The sequence below is a fragment of the Wenyingzhuangia sp. genome (assembly GCF_039768515.1).
Taxonomy (GTDB): domain Bacteria; phylum Bacteroidota; class Bacteroidia; order Flavobacteriales; family Flavobacteriaceae; genus Wenyingzhuangia.
The window spans coordinates 1-15,864 of sequence record NZ_JBDNAI010000087.1 but is presented as its reverse complement, the minus strand read 5'-3'; the positions used below and the strand labels follow the sequence as shown (position 1 = coordinate 15,864).

General features: G+C 36.1%; 29 protein-coding genes. All 29 read right to left on the bottom strand.

Going from position 1 to position 15,864, the window contains the following annotated elements:
- Positions 1-48 precede the first annotated feature (48 nt).
- The gene (gene rpsK / locus ABF281_RS05675; RefSeq protein ID WP_347180711.1) at positions 49-441 is read right to left on the bottom strand and encodes a 30S ribosomal protein S11; all 393 of its coding nucleotides are present in this window, start codon (positions 439-441) and stop codon (positions 49-51) included.
- Between the two features lie 7 nt (positions 442-448).
- A complete protein-coding gene (rpsM, locus tag ABF281_RS05670) occupies positions 449-814 on the bottom strand; it encodes a 30S ribosomal protein S13 (protein WP_347180710.1) in 366 nt (121 codons plus the stop codon).
- 2 nt (positions 815-816) lie between these two features.
- Positions 817-933 carry a type B 50S ribosomal protein L36 gene (gene ykgO / locus ABF281_RS05665; protein WP_013621733.1) on the bottom strand — a complete coding sequence of 39 codons (117 nt, stop codon included), beginning with the start codon at positions 931-933 and terminating at the stop codon, positions 817-819.
- A gap of 11 nt (positions 934-944) precedes the next feature.
- Positions 945-1,160, bottom strand: coding sequence for a translation initiation factor IF-1 (gene infA / locus ABF281_RS05660; RefSeq protein ID WP_010137062.1), 216 nt, complete (start codon positions 1,158-1,160; stop codon positions 945-947).
- 4 nt (positions 1,161-1,164) lie between these two features.
- Entirely contained in the window at positions 1,165-2,499 is a 1,335-nt protein-coding gene (secY, locus tag ABF281_RS05655; RefSeq protein ID WP_347180709.1) for a preprotein translocase subunit SecY, read from the bottom strand.
- Between the two features lie 9 nt (positions 2,500-2,508).
- Complete coding sequence (gene rplO, locus ABF281_RS05650) at positions 2,509-2,958, bottom strand: 50S ribosomal protein L15 (RefSeq protein ID WP_347180708.1); 450 nt, start codon at positions 2,956-2,958, stop codon at positions 2,509-2,511.
- Positions 2,959-2,969: 11 nt separating this feature from the next.
- Positions 2,970-3,152: a 50S ribosomal protein L30 gene (gene rpmD / locus ABF281_RS05645; RefSeq protein ID WP_347180707.1), complete on the bottom strand. Its 183-nt coding sequence runs from the start codon at positions 3,150-3,152 to the stop codon at positions 2,970-2,972.
- Positions 3,153-3,163: 11 nt separating this feature from the next.
- Positions 3,164-3,688, bottom strand: a complete 525-nt coding sequence (gene rpsE / locus ABF281_RS05640) for a 30S ribosomal protein S5 (protein ID WP_347180739.1) — start codon at positions 3,686-3,688, stop codon at positions 3,164-3,166.
- A gap of 9 nt (positions 3,689-3,697) precedes the next feature.
- Entirely contained in the window at positions 3,698-4,051 is a 354-nt protein-coding gene (rplR, locus tag ABF281_RS05635) for a 50S ribosomal protein L18 (protein WP_347180706.1), read from the bottom strand.
- Positions 4,052-4,062: 11 nt separating this feature from the next.
- A complete protein-coding gene (rplF, locus tag ABF281_RS05630; protein ID WP_347180705.1) occupies positions 4,063-4,608 on the bottom strand; it encodes a 50S ribosomal protein L6 in 546 nt (181 codons plus the stop codon).
- Positions 4,609-4,620: 12 nt separating this feature from the next.
- On the bottom strand, positions 4,621-5,019 hold the full coding sequence (rpsH, locus tag ABF281_RS05625) for a 30S ribosomal protein S8 (RefSeq protein WP_347180704.1): 399 nt from the start codon (positions 5,017-5,019) through the stop codon (positions 4,621-4,623).
- Positions 5,020-5,337: 318 nt separating this feature from the next.
- Positions 5,338-5,607, bottom strand: a complete 270-nt coding sequence (gene rpsN, locus ABF281_RS05620) for a 30S ribosomal protein S14 (protein ID WP_347180703.1) — start codon at positions 5,605-5,607, stop codon at positions 5,338-5,340.
- Between the two features lie 2 nt (positions 5,608-5,609).
- Positions 5,610-6,161, bottom strand: coding sequence for a 50S ribosomal protein L5 (gene rplE, locus ABF281_RS05615; protein ID WP_347180702.1), 552 nt, complete (start codon positions 6,159-6,161; stop codon positions 5,610-5,612).
- A gap of 1 nt (position 6,162) precedes the next feature.
- Positions 6,163-6,471 (bottom strand): 50S ribosomal protein L24, encoded by a 309-nt coding sequence (rplX, locus tag ABF281_RS05610; RefSeq protein WP_347180701.1) that lies wholly within the window; start codon positions 6,469-6,471, stop codon positions 6,163-6,165.
- 13 nt (positions 6,472-6,484) lie between these two features.
- Positions 6,485-6,853: a 50S ribosomal protein L14 gene (gene rplN, locus ABF281_RS05605; protein WP_347180700.1), complete on the bottom strand. Its 369-nt coding sequence runs from the start codon at positions 6,851-6,853 to the stop codon at positions 6,485-6,487.
- Position 6,854: 1 nt separating this feature from the next.
- Complete coding sequence (rpsQ, locus tag ABF281_RS05600) at positions 6,855-7,112, bottom strand: 30S ribosomal protein S17 (RefSeq protein ID WP_068827442.1); 258 nt, start codon at positions 7,110-7,112, stop codon at positions 6,855-6,857.
- Positions 7,113-7,125: 13 nt separating this feature from the next.
- Positions 7,126-7,311, bottom strand: coding sequence for a 50S ribosomal protein L29 (gene rpmC / locus ABF281_RS05595; protein ID WP_347180699.1), 186 nt, complete (start codon positions 7,309-7,311; stop codon positions 7,126-7,128).
- 12 nt (positions 7,312-7,323) lie between these two features.
- A complete protein-coding gene (gene rplP / locus ABF281_RS05590; protein ID WP_347180698.1) occupies positions 7,324-7,752 on the bottom strand; it encodes a 50S ribosomal protein L16 in 429 nt (142 codons plus the stop codon).
- 26 nt (positions 7,753-7,778) lie between these two features.
- The gene (gene rpsC, locus ABF281_RS05585) at positions 7,779-8,501 is read right to left on the bottom strand and encodes a 30S ribosomal protein S3 (protein ID WP_347180697.1); all 723 of its coding nucleotides are present in this window, start codon (positions 8,499-8,501) and stop codon (positions 7,779-7,781) included.
- 12 nt (positions 8,502-8,513) lie between these two features.
- Complete coding sequence (rplV, locus tag ABF281_RS05580) at positions 8,514-8,921, bottom strand: 50S ribosomal protein L22 (protein WP_347180696.1); 408 nt, start codon at positions 8,919-8,921, stop codon at positions 8,514-8,516.
- A gap of 6 nt (positions 8,922-8,927) precedes the next feature.
- Entirely contained in the window at positions 8,928-9,209 is a 282-nt protein-coding gene (gene rpsS, locus ABF281_RS05575; RefSeq protein ID WP_167188617.1) for a 30S ribosomal protein S19, read from the bottom strand.
- A 7-nt stretch (positions 9,210-9,216) separates the two neighbouring features.
- A complete protein-coding gene (gene rplB / locus ABF281_RS05570) occupies positions 9,217-10,044 on the bottom strand; it encodes a 50S ribosomal protein L2 (RefSeq protein WP_347180695.1) in 828 nt (275 codons plus the stop codon).
- Positions 10,045-10,071: 27 nt separating this feature from the next.
- On the bottom strand, positions 10,072-10,362 hold the full coding sequence (gene rplW, locus ABF281_RS05565) for a 50S ribosomal protein L23 (protein WP_347180694.1): 291 nt from the start codon (positions 10,360-10,362) through the stop codon (positions 10,072-10,074).
- A 9-nt stretch (positions 10,363-10,371) separates the two neighbouring features.
- Complete coding sequence (gene rplD, locus ABF281_RS05560; RefSeq protein ID WP_347180693.1) at positions 10,372-11,001, bottom strand: 50S ribosomal protein L4; 630 nt, start codon at positions 10,999-11,001, stop codon at positions 10,372-10,374.
- Positions 11,001-11,618, bottom strand: a complete 618-nt coding sequence (rplC, locus tag ABF281_RS05555; protein ID WP_347180692.1) for a 50S ribosomal protein L3 — start codon at positions 11,616-11,618, stop codon at positions 11,001-11,003. The genes rplD and rplC overlap by 1 nt, the downstream gene beginning before the upstream one ends.
- A 794-nt stretch (positions 11,619-12,412) precedes the next feature.
- The gene (rpsJ, locus tag ABF281_RS05550) at positions 12,413-12,718 is read right to left on the bottom strand and encodes a 30S ribosomal protein S10 (protein ID WP_010137088.1); all 306 of its coding nucleotides are present in this window, start codon (positions 12,716-12,718) and stop codon (positions 12,413-12,415) included.
- 16 nt (positions 12,719-12,734) lie between these two features.
- Positions 12,735-14,858, bottom strand: a complete 2,124-nt coding sequence (fusA, locus tag ABF281_RS05545; protein ID WP_347180691.1) for an elongation factor G — start codon at positions 14,856-14,858, stop codon at positions 12,735-12,737.
- Between the two features lie 5 nt (positions 14,859-14,863).
- On the bottom strand, positions 14,864-15,343 hold the full coding sequence (rpsG, locus tag ABF281_RS05540) for a 30S ribosomal protein S7 (RefSeq protein WP_302882750.1): 480 nt from the start codon (positions 15,341-15,343) through the stop codon (positions 14,864-14,866).
- Positions 15,344-15,373: 30 nt separating this feature from the next.
- Positions 15,374-15,748, bottom strand: a complete 375-nt coding sequence (gene rpsL / locus ABF281_RS05535; protein ID WP_068827466.1) for a 30S ribosomal protein S12 — start codon at positions 15,746-15,748, stop codon at positions 15,374-15,376.
- Between the last annotated feature and the right edge of the window lie 116 nt (positions 15,749-15,864).

Below are 15,864 nucleotides of genomic sequence, written 5' to 3'. Positions count from 1 at the left end.
CTTAGTCCTTCGATAACTTGTATTGCCAATCTATTGTTAAAAATAAAATTATATTCTTCTTCTCTTTGGTGGTCTACATCCATTATGTGGTAAAGGAGTTACATCGATAATCTCAGATACTTCTATTCCAGCATTATGTAAAGTACGTATAGCAGATTCTCTACCATTACCAGGTCCTTTTACGTAAACTTTAACTTTACGTAAGCCTGCTTCATGTGCTACACCAGCACAATCTTCAGCAGCTGTCTGAGCTGCATATGGAGTATTCTTTTTTGATCCACGGAATCCCATCTTACCTGCAGATGACCATGAAATTACATCTCCTTTTTTATTTGTTAAAGAAATGATGATGTTGTTAAATGAAGCTGTAATGTGTGCTTCACCAACAGACTCAACAATAACTTTACGCTTTTTAGCGGTCTTTGTATTAGATTTAGCCATAACTTAATTATTTCTTTTTGTTCGCTACAGTTTTACGTTTACCCTTTCTTGTTCTAGAGTTGTTTTTGGTTCTTTGACCTCTTAAAGGTAATCCTGCTCTGTGACGGATTCCTCTAAAACATCCAATATCCATTAAACGCTTAATGTTTAATTGGATTTCTGAACGCAACTCCCCTTCAATTGTGAACGTACCTGCTTGCTCACGGATTGCTCCAATTTGAGCATCAGTCCAATCTTGAACTTTGATGTTCTCATCTACTCCAGCACTTGCTAAAATCTCTTTAGCTCTGGTTCTACCAATTCCAAAAATATAAGTCAAAGCGATAACACCACGCTTATTTTTTGGAATGTCAATACCTGAAATTCTTGCCATAACTAACCTTGTCTTTGTTTGAATCTAGGATTCTTTTTATTGATTACATATAATCTGCCTTTTCTACGCACAATCTTGCACTCGGCACTTCTCTTTTTAATTGATGCTCTTACTTTCATCGTAATGATATTTAGTATCTATAAGTAATTCGAGCCTTTGATAAATCATAAGGACTCATTTCTAACTTCACTTTGTCTCCAGGTAGTAATTTAATATAATGCATTCGCATTTTACCTGAAATGTGTGCGGTAACAATATGACCATTCTCTAACTCAACTCTAAACATTGCATTAGAGAGTGCTTCAGTAATTGTACCGTCTTGTTGTATGGATGCTTGCTTTGCCATATAATTAAATAGTCGATCTTCTTTTTGTTCCTGTTTTCATCAATCCGTCATAATGCCTATTTAGCAAATATGAATTGATTTGTTGTATGGTGTCAATAGCAACACCTACCATAATGATTAATGACGTACCACCATAAAACATTGCCCAGTTTTGTTGTACACCAAAGTGTACGATGATAGCTGGAAAAACAGCTAACAAAGCTAAGAAAATAGATCCAGGTAATGTGATTTTTGACAAAATACTATCCAACTTTTCAGCAGTTTCAACACCTGGCCTTACTCCTGGAATAAAACCTCCACTTTTCTTTAAGTCATCAGCCATCTTATTCGTTGGTATAGTAATCGCTGTGTAAAAATAGCTAAATACTATAATCAATACACAAAATAGAATATTATAACCCCAACTATTAAAATCGGATAAAGCATTAAAAACCGTCTGTAATGTACCTTCTGTATTTCTCGCAACCAAACCTGGTACAAACATAATCGCCTGTGCAAAAATAATAGGCATTACTCCAGCAGAGTTAAGTTTTAATGGAATATACTGTCTTGCTCCTTGAGCATCATCAACACTACCAACTACGGTGCGTCTAGCATACTGAACGGCGATTTTGCGAACAGCAGTCACCAATAATATACTAGCCAAAATGATCAACAACCAAACTATAATTTCTAACAGGATCATCATAAAACCACCTGAGCCTGCAGCATATTTTGAAGTAAACTCTTGCATGAATGCCGCTGGAAATCTAGCAATAATACCAATCATAATCAATAATGAAATTCCATTACCAATTCCTTTTTCAGTAATTCTTTCTCCTAACCACATGGCAAAAACTGTACCTGCAGTTAACAAAATCATTGAAGAGATCCAAAACATACCCCCTTGACCTAAAAGATAGGCTTCGGCCGGAATACCTAGCGAAGGCAAGCTTGTCAAATAAGCACCCCCTTGAACTATAGTTATCCCTATTGTTAACCAACGAGTGATTTGGTTGATCTTATTCCTTCCACTCTCTCCATCTTTCTGTAATTTTTGCAAATAAGGAACCGCAATTCCCATAAGCTGAACAACAATAGAGGCTGATATGTAAGGCATAATACCTAACGCCATGATAGAAGCTCTTGAAAAAGCACCTCCAGTAAACGCACTTAACAAACCTAAAAGACCGTCTGAAGTCTTATCGCCTAATTGAGTCAACTGTTGAGGATCTATTCCTGGCAATGTAACCTGAGCCATAAATCTATATACAGCCATCAAACCTAATGTCAAAAGGATTTTAGACTTTAATTCGTCAATAGACCAAATGTCTTTTATTGTTTGGATAAACTTCTTCATTCAATTTTATTATAAAGTTACAGCCTCACCTCCTGCTGCCTCAATAGCAGATTTTGCAGAACCAGTAAATTTGTGAACAGTTACACTTAGTTTTGCTTTAAGTTCTCCTCCTCCTAGAATTTTCACTAGGTCATTCTTATTTGCCAAACCATTTTCTATCAATACAGATAAGTTAACTGTATCAGTAACTTTACCATTTTCTACAAGTGATTGTAATTTATCTAGGTTGATACCAGTATACTCCTTACGGTTGATATTGGTAAATCCAAACTTAGGCACTCTTCTTTGTAGTGGCATCTGTCCTCCTTCAAATCCTATTTTTCTAGAATATCCTGAACGAGATTTTTGTCCGTTATGTCCTCTAGTAGCAGTACCTCCATGACCAGAACCTTCTCCTCTAGCTATACGCTTACTACTTTTAACAGAACCCTTAGCAGGTTTTAAATTGTTTAAACTCATCTTTTTATAACTTATTTAACTTCTTCAAAAGAAATTAAGTGTTTAATTTTATTTACCATCCCTATGATTGAAGGTGAAGCATCATGCTCAACAACCTTACCAATTCTAGTCAAACCTAACGCTTCTAAAGTTCTTTTCTGAACTTGCGTACGATTTATTTGGCTCTTAACTTGTGTAATTTTAATTTTTCCCATGGTGTTGAATATTAACCGTTAAATACTTTATCCAAAGAAATCCCTCTTTCCGCTGCCACAGCTTGTGGGCTTCTCAATTGTAACAAAGCATCGAATGTTGCTTTAACTACATTGTGAGGGTTTGAAGATCCTTGAGATTTAGATAATACATCGTGTACACCAACAGATTCTAACACCGCACGCACAGCACCACCAGCAATAACTCCGGTACCATGTGAAGCTGGCAATAACAATACCTTAGATCCACCAAATTTTCCTTTTTGTTCATGAGGCAATGTTGCGCTCATCAATGGAATACGAACTAAACTTTTCTTCGCTTCTTCCACAGCCTTAGCAATTGCAGATGCAACATCTAAAGATTTACCAGATCCATAACCTACTACACCTTCTCCGTTTCCTACTACCACGATAGCAGAAAATCCAAAAGTACGTCCACCTTTAGTAACTTTAGTTACACGGTTTACAGCTACTAAGCGATCTACTAAATCTAATCCGCTTGGCTTAACTCTTTCTACGTTTTTATATCCTTGCATAATATAATATTCTTAAAATTTTAAACCAGCTCCTCTAGCTGCTTCAGCTAATGCTTTAACTCTACCATGGTATAAATAACCATTTCTGTCGAAGGCAACAATTTCTACTCCTGCAGCTACAGCTTTTTCAGCAATAGACTTACCTACTGAACTTGCAACTTCAATTTTAGAACCTTTTACTTCGATTTCCTTATCTCTTGACGACACAGATACTAATGTAACACCTGCATTGTCATCAACCAATTGAGCATAAATTTCTTTGTTACTTCTGAACACAGACAATCTAGGTTTAGATGCTGTACCCACAGAAATTTTTCTAATTCTACGCTTAATTCTTTGTCTTCTTTCAAGCTTTGATAATGCCATAATACTATAAATTATGCAGATTTACCTGCTTTTCTTCTTAATTCTTCCCCTACAAACTTAATTCCTTTTCCTTTGTATGGCTCTGGCGCACGGAAAGAACGAATCTTTGCTGCTACTTGACCAACCAACTGCTTGTCGAAAGAAGTAAGTTTAACGATTGGGTTTTTTCCTTTATCTGATACAGTCTCCACCTTAACTTCTGGAGCAATATCTAAGATGATATTGTGTGAAAATCCAACAGCTAAATCTAAAACATTTCCTTGATTAGAAGCTCTATACCCTACACCTACCAACTCTAATTCTTTGGTCCATCCCTTAGATACACCTTCAATCATATTGTTGATCAACGATCGATACAAACCATGCTTCGCTTTGTGTGATTTTGACTCTGAAGGTCGCTCTAAAACAATAACACCTTCTTCTTCTTTGATAACGATACCATCAGTTATCTCTTGAGTTAGTTCTCCTAACTTCCCTTTTACAGCAACTGTGTCTCCGTTAATAGTAACAGTAACACCAGCTGGAATTGCGATTGGGCTTTTTCCTATTCTTGACATACTATCCTATTTTTAATATACGTGACAAATTACTTCTCCACCAACTTTTTCTCGTTTGGCTTGCTTAGAGGTCATTACTCCTTTTGAAGTAGACACTATGGCAATACCTAAACCATTCAAAACTCTTGGTAAATCTTCTACACCAACATACTTACGTAAACCTGGAGTTGAAATTCTTTCAATCTTCTTAATTACTGACTCATTGGTGACAGGATTGTACTTCAAAGCAATCTTGACAGTACCTTGGGCAGTACCTTGTTCAAATTTGTAGCTTAAAATAAAACCTTGGTCAAATAAAATCTCAGTAATTGCTTTTTTGACCTTTGATGCAGGGATCTCCACTACTCTGTGGCCTGCTAGATAAGCATTTCTTATCCTTGTGAGATAATCAGCTATTGGATCTGTATACATATAAATTTAGTTTGTGATTCCGGTTTTTCATCCCTCAACAGGACAAAACCTAAAATCAATTAAAATAACCTCTTTTATGAAAGAGTTTGCAAATGTAGTTTTTTTATATTTATTTAAAAAATATTTTTAAAAGTTTGTTTTGTGTTTTTCAACTTGAGATATGACTTAATAGGAATTAGCAACTTAATAAAACCCATCTACATTATGACTCAAAAAAACCTATTGAATAAAAATCCAATAGGTTTATATGTTATCACTTTAATGTACCGGTCTAAAGATACAAAAGTTGTCATTTCTGATGTACGTAAATTGTTTTGGTTACCAGCTAGCTTTTGTAACTCCTGGAATCAAACCTTGATTTGCCATTTCACGGAAAGTAACACGTGAAATTCCAAATTGACGCATATAACCTTTTGGTCTACCTGTCAATTTACAACGGTTATGTCCACGAACAGGGGATGCATTCTTAGGTAACTTCTGTAAACCTTCGTAATCTCCAGCTTCTTTTAAAGCTTTACGTTTCTCAGCATACTTAGCAACTGTTTGAGCTCTTTTTCTCTCACGAGCTTTCATTGATTCTTTTGCCATGATTAGTTCTTTTTAAAGGGTAAACCTAGTTCTGTTAATAATGATTTAGCTTCTTTATCAGTTGCTGCAGAGGTAACAAATGTAATATCCATACCTCCAATTTTTTTCACTTGGTCAATATTGATTTCAGGAAAAATGATTTGCTCAGTAATTCCTAAGTTGTAATTTCCTCTACCATCAAAACCAGTAGCTTTGATTCCATTGAAATCTCTAACACGTGGTAGTGAAGCTGTAACCAAACGATCTAAAAATTCATACATTTTAGTACCACGTAACGTTACTCTCGCCCCAATTGGCATACCCTTACGTAATTTAAATGTAGCAATATCTTTTTTAGATAAAGTTGAAACCGCTTTTTGTCCTGAAATTGTAGTTAACTCTTCTACAGCATAATCAACTAATTTCTTGTCTGCAATAGCAGCACCTACTCCTTTAGAAATAACAATTTTCTCTAGTTTAGGTACTTGCATAATATTGCTATATCCGTACTCTTCAGTTAAGGCTGCCTTAATTCTGTCTGTGTACTCTTGCTTAAGTCTTGGAATATAACTCATATTAAATAGCTTTTTGTGATTTTTTAGAAATACGTACTTTTATACCGTCTTCTATCTTATATCCTATCTTGGTGATGTTTCCATCCTCCAAAATAGCTAAGTTAGAAATAGGCAAAGCAGCTTCTTTCTTTACAATTCCACCTTGTGGGCTTTGAGCGCTTGGCTTCGTGTGCTTAGAAACTAAGTTAACACCCTCAACAATTGCTTTGTTTTTGTCAGTAATCACTGATAAAACTTTCCCTTCTTTTCCTTTTTGATCTCCAGCAATAACTCTTACTGTATCTCCTGATTTAATTTTAATCTTTGCCATTGTTTTACAAATATTAAAGCACCTCAGGTGCTAATGATACAATTTTCATGAATTGCTTATCACGAAGTTCTCTTGCTACTGGTCCAAATACACGGGTACCAGACATTTCTCCAGTCGCATTTAACAATACACATGCATTGTCATCAAAACGAATGTAAGAACCATCTTTTCTTCTTACTTCTTTTGAAGTACGAACAACTACGGCTTTGAATACTTGACCTTTTTTAGCGCTACCATTTGGAGTTGATGACTTTACAGTAACAACAATTTTGTCTCCAATTGAAGCATAACGCTTTCCTGTTCCTCCTAAAACACGGATCACTAAGACCTCTTTAGCTCCAGTGTTATCTGCTACGTTTAATCTTGATTCTGTCTGTAACATACTATTTCGCTCTTTCTAGGATTTCTACTAATCTCCAACGTTTAGATTTACTTAAAGGACGTGTTTCCATGATTCTTACAGTATCTCCAATGTTGCAGTCGTTCTGCTCATCGTGTGCAACGTATTTTTTCGTATTTAATACGAATTTACCATACATTGGGTGTTTCACTTTTTTTACCTCAGCAACAACTATAGACTTGTCCATTTTGTTACTAGATACAACACCAATTCTTTCTTTTCTAAGATTTCTATTTTCCATCTTTTAAAAATACTTATTGTCTGTTAGTTAACTCAGTAGCTACTCTTGCTACAGTTTTTCTAAGCGCTCTCAACTCTAAAGGATTCTCTAATGGAGAAATAGCATGAGCCATCTTAAGATCAGTGTAATTCTTTTTAAGAGTATCTAATTTCTCTTGTAAGTCTACAACTGACAATTCTTTAATTTCTGATTGTTTCATTTCTCTTAGATATTAAGCGTTATCATAATCTCTCGCAACAACGAACTTAGTTTTCACTGGCATTTTTTGAGCTGCTAAGCGTAAAGCTTCTTTAGCAACATCGAAAGGAACTCCTCCGATTTCAAATAATATTCTACCAGGTTTAACTACGGCTACGAAATACTCAGGAGCACCTTTACCTTTACCCATACGAACCTCTAAAGGTTTCTTTGTAATAGGCTTATCTGGAAAGATTTTGATCCACAACTGTCCTTCTCTTTTCATATGACGAGTCGCAGCAATACGACCTGCTTCTATTTGTCTAGAGGTAATTAAGGCTTGTTCTAAGGATTTGATCCCGAACATACCAAAAGCTAACTGATTCCCTCTTTGAGAATCACCGCTCATATTACCTTTACCTTTCTGTACCTTACGGTACTTTACTCTTTTAGGCTGTAACATTTCTAAATTCTAATTTTTGTGAAAAATTATTTTCTTCTACGAGGTCCTTTTTTGGCTCCTGCGTTAGCTCCACCTTTTCCTCCTGACTTTTTAGACAGGCCTACTAATGGAGATAATTCGCGCTTACCGTAAACCTCACCTTTCATAATCCATACTTTAACTCCGATTCTTCCGTAAGTTGTATGGGCTTCTACCAAAGCATAATCAATATCAGCTCTAAAAGTAGATAGAGGAATTCTACCTTCTTTATAGTGCTCTGAACGTGCCATTTCAGCACCATTCAAACGTCCTGAAATCTGGATTTTAATCCCTTCAGCATTCATACGAATAGTAGCAGCAATAGCCATCTTGATTGCACGTCTGTATGAGATTCTATTCTCAATTTGACGAGCAACACTTGCAGCAACTAAATTAGCATCTAATTCTGGGCGTTTGATTTCAAATATATTGATTTGTACTTCATTTCCAGTTAACTTCTTCAACTCCTCTTTCAACTTGTCTACCTCTTGTCCACCTTTCCCGATAATGATACCTGGTCTAGCTGTAGTGATAGTAACGGTTACAAGTTTTAGAGTACGTTCAATGATGATTCTAGAAACACTCGCTTTGTATAATCTTGCATTTAAGTACTTTCTTATTTTATTATCTTCAGCAATTTTATCTCCGTAGTCATTACCTCCGTACCAGTTTGAGTCCCATCCTCTGATGATTCCTAAACGATTTCCTATTGGATTAGTCTTTTGTCCCATGTCTACTTTTGATTATTTGCTTTCAATATTTTTACTTCCCAACACAATAGTCACGTGATTAGAACGCTTACGAATTCTATGTGCACGACCTTGTGGAGCTGGCCTCAATCTCTTTAACATCGCTGCAGAATCTACAGTGATTGTTTTCACGTATAAATTAGCTTCTTCTAAATTAGCCTCTTCGTTTTTAGCTTGCCAGTTTGCAATCGCAGACAACAATAACTTCTCAACGTTAATAGATGCTTCTTTTGAACTAAATTTTAAGATTTGTAAAGCTTTTTCAACCTCTACTCCTCTTACCAGATCAGCCACCAATCTCATTTTCCTTGGTGATGTAGGACAACCAGTCAATTTAGCGAAAGCAACATCTTTCTTTGCTTCCTTGATCTGTTTTGCCATGTTATGTTTACGAACTCCCATATCCTACTATTTTTTTCCTTTATTTTTCTTGTCTGCACCGTGACCTCTAAAGGTACGTGTTGGTGAAAACTCTCCTAATTTATGACCTACCATGTTTTCAGTAACATATACTGGTACAAATGTTCTTCCGTTGTGAACTCCTATAGTTTGACCAACGAAATCTGGAGTAATCATAGAAGCTCTTGACCAAGTCTTGATTACTTCTTTACTTCCTGCCTCTGCATTTGCAACAACTCTTTTCTCAAGTTTATGAAATATGAAAGGTCCTTTTTTTAATGAACGTGCCATGTCTTACTTATTTTTTTCTACGTTCTAAAATATACTTATTACTCGCTTTTGTCTTCGATCTCGTTTTGTATCCTTTTGCAGGAATACCATTTCTTGATCTTGGGTGACCTCCTGAAGAACGTCCTTCACCACCTCCCATAGGGTGATCAACAGGGTTCATTCTAACAGCATTTGTTCTAGGTCTTCTACCCAACCATCTAGATCTACCAGCTTTACCAGAAACTAATAATTGGTGATCTGAGTTAGACACAACTCCAATAGTTGCAATACAAGTCAATAAGATTAGTCTTGTCTCTCCTGATGGTAATTTAACAGTAGCATACTTTCCTTCCTTTGCCATTAACTGAGCAAAAGATCCCGCTGAACGAGCCATAACAGCTCCTTGTCCTGGACGTAATTCAATACAACAAATAGTTGTACCTAGAGGAATATTTGCCAAAGGCATTGCATTACCTACATCTGGAGTAACAGCTTCTTGACCGCTTACGATAGTTTGTCCAACCTGTAAACCAGCCTGAGCAATTACATATCTCTTCTCTCCATCTGCATATTCTACTAATGCAATAAATGCAGTACGATTTGGATCGTACTCAATTGTTTTCACAGTAGCTTCAACACCGAATTTATCTCTATTAAAATCGATAATACGGTATCTTTTCTTATGACCTCCACCGATATAGCGCATTGTCATTCTACCACTGTTGTTTCGACCTCCAGATCTTTTATTCGGCGTCAATAAAGACTTTTCCGGCTTATCAGTAGTAATGGCGTCGAACCCATTGACTACTCTAAAACGCTGACCTGGTGTGATTGGTTTTAATTTTCTAACTGACATGTTAAAATTTAAAATTGTTTATATTAATTAAATATTGCTATAAAAGTCAATATTCTCTCCTTCAGCCACCTCTACGATAGCTTTTTTATATGCAGATACTTTTGACTCAACAACACCTTTTTTGGTGAACTTTGTTGAACGCTGTACTGGATATATCATTGTTCTTACTTTCTCAACTGAAACTCCATAAGTCGCTTCTACAGCTTCTTTGATTTCAATCTTGTTAGCCTTTAACTTCACAACGAAAGCATAACGGTTCAACAACTCGCTATCTTTGGTCGCTTTTTCTGTAATAATAGGTTTTATTAAAATACTCATATCTGCTCCCTATTTACTTAAATTAGCTTCAATATCTGCAATTGCTCCCTCTAACAAAACTACCTTACCTGCATTCAATAGCTTGTAAGTGTTTAGTTCTGAGTTAGTTACAACTTCAGATCCCTTTAAATTTCGTGATGACAAATATACATTATTATTTGACCCACCCAAGACAAATAGAGATTTTCTATTGTCTAACTCTAAAGCTTTCAACACATTAATAAAATTCTTAGTGTTTGGAGCTTCGAAAGTAAAATCTTCTACAACAATAATATTCGACTCTTTTGCTTGTAAACTTAAAGCAGATTTTCTAGCCAATCTCTTTAAATTTTTATTCAATTTGAAAGAATAATCTTTTGGTCTTGGTCCAAATATTCTACCTCCACCTCTAAAAACCGGAGACTTAATAGATCCTGCACGTGCAGTACCTGTCCCTTTTTGCTTTTTTATCTTTCTAGTAGACCCTGCAATCTCAGCTCTTTCTTTTGCTTTGTGAGTACCTTGCCTTCTATTTGCCAAGTGCTGCTTTACATCTAAGTAAACTGCGTGATCATTTGGCTCTATAGCGAATACTGCATCAGATAACTCTACCTGACGCCCTGTATCTTTTCCTGTGTAATCTAAAACTGATACTTTCATTATTTCTCGATAGTTAAATAAGAGTTCTTAGCACCAGGAACACATCCTTTGACTACGATCAAGTTCTTGTCAGTAACAACTTTCAAAACTCTTAAGTTTGCAACTTTAACTGTATCTCCACCCATTCTTCCAGCCATACGCATTCCTTTGAATACACGTGCAGGATAAGATGCAGCACCAATAGATCCTGGAGCTCTTAAACGGTTGTGTTGACCGTGAGTAGCTTGTCCTACTCCAGCAAACCCATGACGTTTTACAACCCCTTGGAATCCTTTACCTTTTGAAATCCCTGATACATCAACAAATTCTCCTTCAGTAAAAAGATCTACACCTACTGTATCTCCTAAATTTAACTCTTCCTCATCAAAACTAAACTCAACAACTTTTCTTTTAGAAGTAGTCCCAGCTTTTGCAAAGTGTCCCTGCAAAGCTTTGGTCGTATTCTTGTCAGATTTGTCATCGAAACCTAATTGGATAGCAGCATAACCATCTACTTCCTCAGTTCTGACTTGGGTAACTACACACGGACCAGCTTGAATTACAGTACAAGGAATATTCTTCCCGTTCTCATCAAATATGCTAGTCATTCCGATTTTTTTTCCTATTAACCCAGACATTATTTAAAATTAATTATTAATTATACTTTTATTCCCGTCTCAGAATGCAATCCAATGTTGAGCTTGTTTCAATGCAAAAACTTATGGACTTACCTAGTAAACCCTACATTTGAGCACAAAATTACAGGCACTCAACACCTGTATACACCCTAAAAAAGGACTGCAAAGATAGTAATTATTATTTAATTTGCTAATTCTCAGTGTAAAGATTTTGAGGTTTCTTGAACCTTTATGGGGATTCATTTGCTCTTCACCTATCATTCATATTTAAATTTAAATATTGTCCCATCATAACATTTAATTGGCTTTCTCGAGACTCTCTTTAATCCAGTAGATTCTTTGATCAAAATACTTAAAAACCCCTAAGAATCGGCAGACCTCTATTTCAGAGGTCATCTGTGAGCCTAAAACATAACCATTTTAATGAATATTTCATTACGCTATAGATGACAGATACAGTTACTAGCAAACCTATTAATCTTTTAAATATGTCATACTCAGCAAATAAGAGGTTTTATTGAGTTTGGTTGAGAAAAATACAGAGGGAACAAATGATTCTTCTACCTAAGTTTTAAAAAACCACTGAAAGGAGAACAAGAAAGTATACAACAAGACAATGGAACAAGTTAACCCAAAGGAGGCAATAGACTACACGCGATGATATTCCTTTATTTACAAACCGTCTTTTTATGCATCCTGCTATATCGTATTTGATAGCATTATGGATTTAGACAAAAAAAAGAGCAGATTCAAATGAATCTGCTCTTTTTTTCTTCGGTACGACAATTAGATTATCACACTTTAATTTCTACTTCTACTCCAGAAGGCAACTCTAATTTCATCAAGGCATCAATTGTCTTAGATGAAGAACTATAGATGTCTAACAATCTCTTGTAAGAAGACAACTGGAATTGCTCTCTAGATTTTTTGTTTACGTGTGGTGAACGTAATACTGTAAAAATCTTTTTATTGGTTGGTAAAGGAATAGGACCGTTTACAACAGCTCCAGTAGACTTTACCGTCTTTACAATCTTCTCAGCAGATTTATCTACTAAGTTATAATCGTAAGATTTTAATTTTATTCTGATTTTTTGACTCATTTTCTAATGTTTTAAATTAAGCTTTAGTAGCTGCTATGACTTCTTCTGATACGTTAGAAGGTGTTTGTGCGTAGTGTGAAAACTCCATTGTAGAAGTTGCTCTACCCGATGATAACGTACGTAAAGTAGTCACATAACCAAACATCTCTGATAACGGCACATCAGCTTTAACAACCTTAGCTCCTCCTCTATCACTCATATCGTTAACTTGACCTCTACGTCTGTTTAAGTCACCTACAATATCTCCCATGTTCTCTTCTGGCGTAATCACATCCATCTTCATCACTGGTTCTAGTATAATAGCTCCTGCTGCTTTCGCACAAGACTTATATCCTAATTTTGCAGCTAATTCGAAAGATAAAGCATCAGAATCAACAGGGTGGAAAGATCCATCCTTTAAAACAATCTTCAATGAATCCATGACAAATCCAGCTAGAGGTCCATTTTGCATAGACTCTTTGAATCCTTTTTCTACCGCTGGTATAAATTCCTTAGGTATACGTCCACCTTTGATCTCATCGACAAACTGTAATCCAGTTCCTTCAAAATCTTCATCAACAGGCCCCATTGTGAATACAATGTCACCAAACTTACCACGACCTCCAGATTGCTTTTTATAAGTTTCTCTGTGTTCAGTAGTTTTTGTTACAGCTTCTTTGTATTCTACTTGTGGTTGTCCCTGATTAACTTCAACTTTGAACTCACGTTTCATACGGTCAACTAAAACCTCTAAGTGTAATTCCCCCATTCCAGAAATCACTGTTTGACCAGAGGCTTCATCAGTTTTAACTGTAAATGTTGGGTCTTCTTCAGCTAATTTACCTAAAGCCAATCCCATTTTATCAACATCTGCCTTTGTCTTTGGCTCAATAGATATACCAATCACGGGTGCAGGAAAGTCCATGCTCTCTAATACAATAGGTCCATCTAAAGAAGACATTGTATCACCAGTTTTGATGTCTTTAAATCCAACAGCAGCACCAATATCTCCAGCCTCAATATGATCAATAGAGTTTTGTTTATTTGCGTGCATTTGGTAGATACGTGAAATACGTTCTTTTTTACCTGAACGATTGTTTAAGATGTAAGATCCTGCATCCAAACGCCCTGAATAAGCACGGAAAAATGCCAAACGTCCTACGAAAGGATCTGTAGCAATTTTAAACGCCAAAGCAGAAAATTTATCATTTACATCAGGACTTCTTGTCTCTTCTTGTTCTGTATCTGGGTTTGTCCCAACTATCTCTGGTCTGTCCATCGGTGATGGCAAATAACGACATACAGCATCTAACAAAAATTGAACACCTTTGTTTTTAAACGATGAACCGCATATCATTGGAATGATTGCCATATCCATAACAGCAGCTCTTAATGCAGCGTGCACCTCTTCTTCAGAGATAGAGTTTTCATCTTCCATGAATTTCTCTAACAACTCTTCATCATAAGAAGCCACCTCTTCGATCAATCTAGCACGAGCCTCTGCAGCCTCATCAACTAAATCTTCAGGAATATCAATCACATCAAAGGTTGCTCCTTGGGTGTTGTCATGCCATACAATAGCTCTGTTTTTTACTAAGTCTACAACCCCTCTAAAATCATTTTCTTCACCAATAGGCAAAACAATTTCAACTGCATTAGACCCTAACATTTCTTTTACTTGCTTACATACGTTAGCAAAGTTAGATCCTTGTCGGTCCATTTTGTTTACAAATCCAATACGAGGTACTTTGTAGTTGTCTGCTAATCTCCAGTTGGTTTCTGATTGAGGCTCAACACCATCAACAGCACTAAATAAGAATACCAAACCATCTAACACACGCAAAGAACGGTTCACCTCAACAGTAAAATCAACGTGCCCTGGAGTATCAATAATATTAAAATGGTAACCTTTCGCATCTGAAGTAGGCTGACCATTTTCTACAGGAAACTGCCAAGTACAAGTAGTAGCAGCAGAAGTAATCGTTATACCTCTCTCCTGCTCTTGTTCCATCCAGTCCATAGTCGCTGCACCATCGTGTACTTCTCCAATCTTGTGAGAAACTCCAGTGTAGTATAATATACGCTCTGTCGTAGTGGTTTTACCCGCATCAATGTGCGCTGCAATACCAATATTTCTTGTAAGTTTTAAATCTCTAGCCATTTCTATTAAAATCTAAAATGTGAAAATGCTTTGTTAGCTTCTGCCATCTTGTGAACATCCACTCTCTTTTTAACAGCAGCTCCTTCTTCTTTTGCAGCAGCCAATACTTCTGCAGCTAATTTCTGAGCCATAGTCTTTTCATTTCTCTTTCTAGAGTAAGAAATCAACCATTTCATTGCCATAGAAACCTTTCGGTCTGGTCTAATTGGCATTGGAATTTGAAAAGTAGCACCCCCAACACGACGGCTACGTACTTCTACTTGAGGCATTACGTTAGACAATGCATCTTTCCATATTTCTAATGAAGATTTCTCTTCCTCTTCTCCTTTTTTATTTTCTACAATCTCTAATGCATCGTAAAAAATTTTGAACGCTGTAGATTTCTTACCATCCCACATTAAGTTGTTCACAAAACGTGTCACCAATTGGTCGTTAAACTTTGGATCTGGTAAAAGAATTCTCTTTTTTGCTCTCCTTTTTCTCATGTTTTCTTAAGAATTTAAAAGATTAATAGATTATTTTTTTGGACGCTTAGTTCCATACTTAGATCTACGTTGAGTTCTTCCCTCAACACCAGCAGTATCTAAAGCTCCACGTACTACGTGATACTTTACCCCTGGTAAATCTTTTACTCTTCCTCCCCTTACTAATACTATCGAGTGCTCTTGTAGGTTATGTCCTTCTCCTGGGATGTAAGCGTTTATCTCATTACCGTTAGTCAATCTAACACGGGCTACTTTACGCATTGCCGAGTTAGGTTTCTTAGGTGTTGTAGTATAAACACGCGTACATACTCCACGACGTTGTGGACATGCCTTCAAAGCAGCCGATTTACTCTTCTTAGTAACTTGGGCTCTTCCTTTTCTAACTAATTGTTGAATAGTTGGCATAAATTAATATATATAACGTTTTAATATTTTCCCTTTGAAAATTATCTCCAAAGGCTTGCAAAACTACAAATATTTTCTAATTAATCAAATACCAATGAGTTAATTTTATTTTTTGG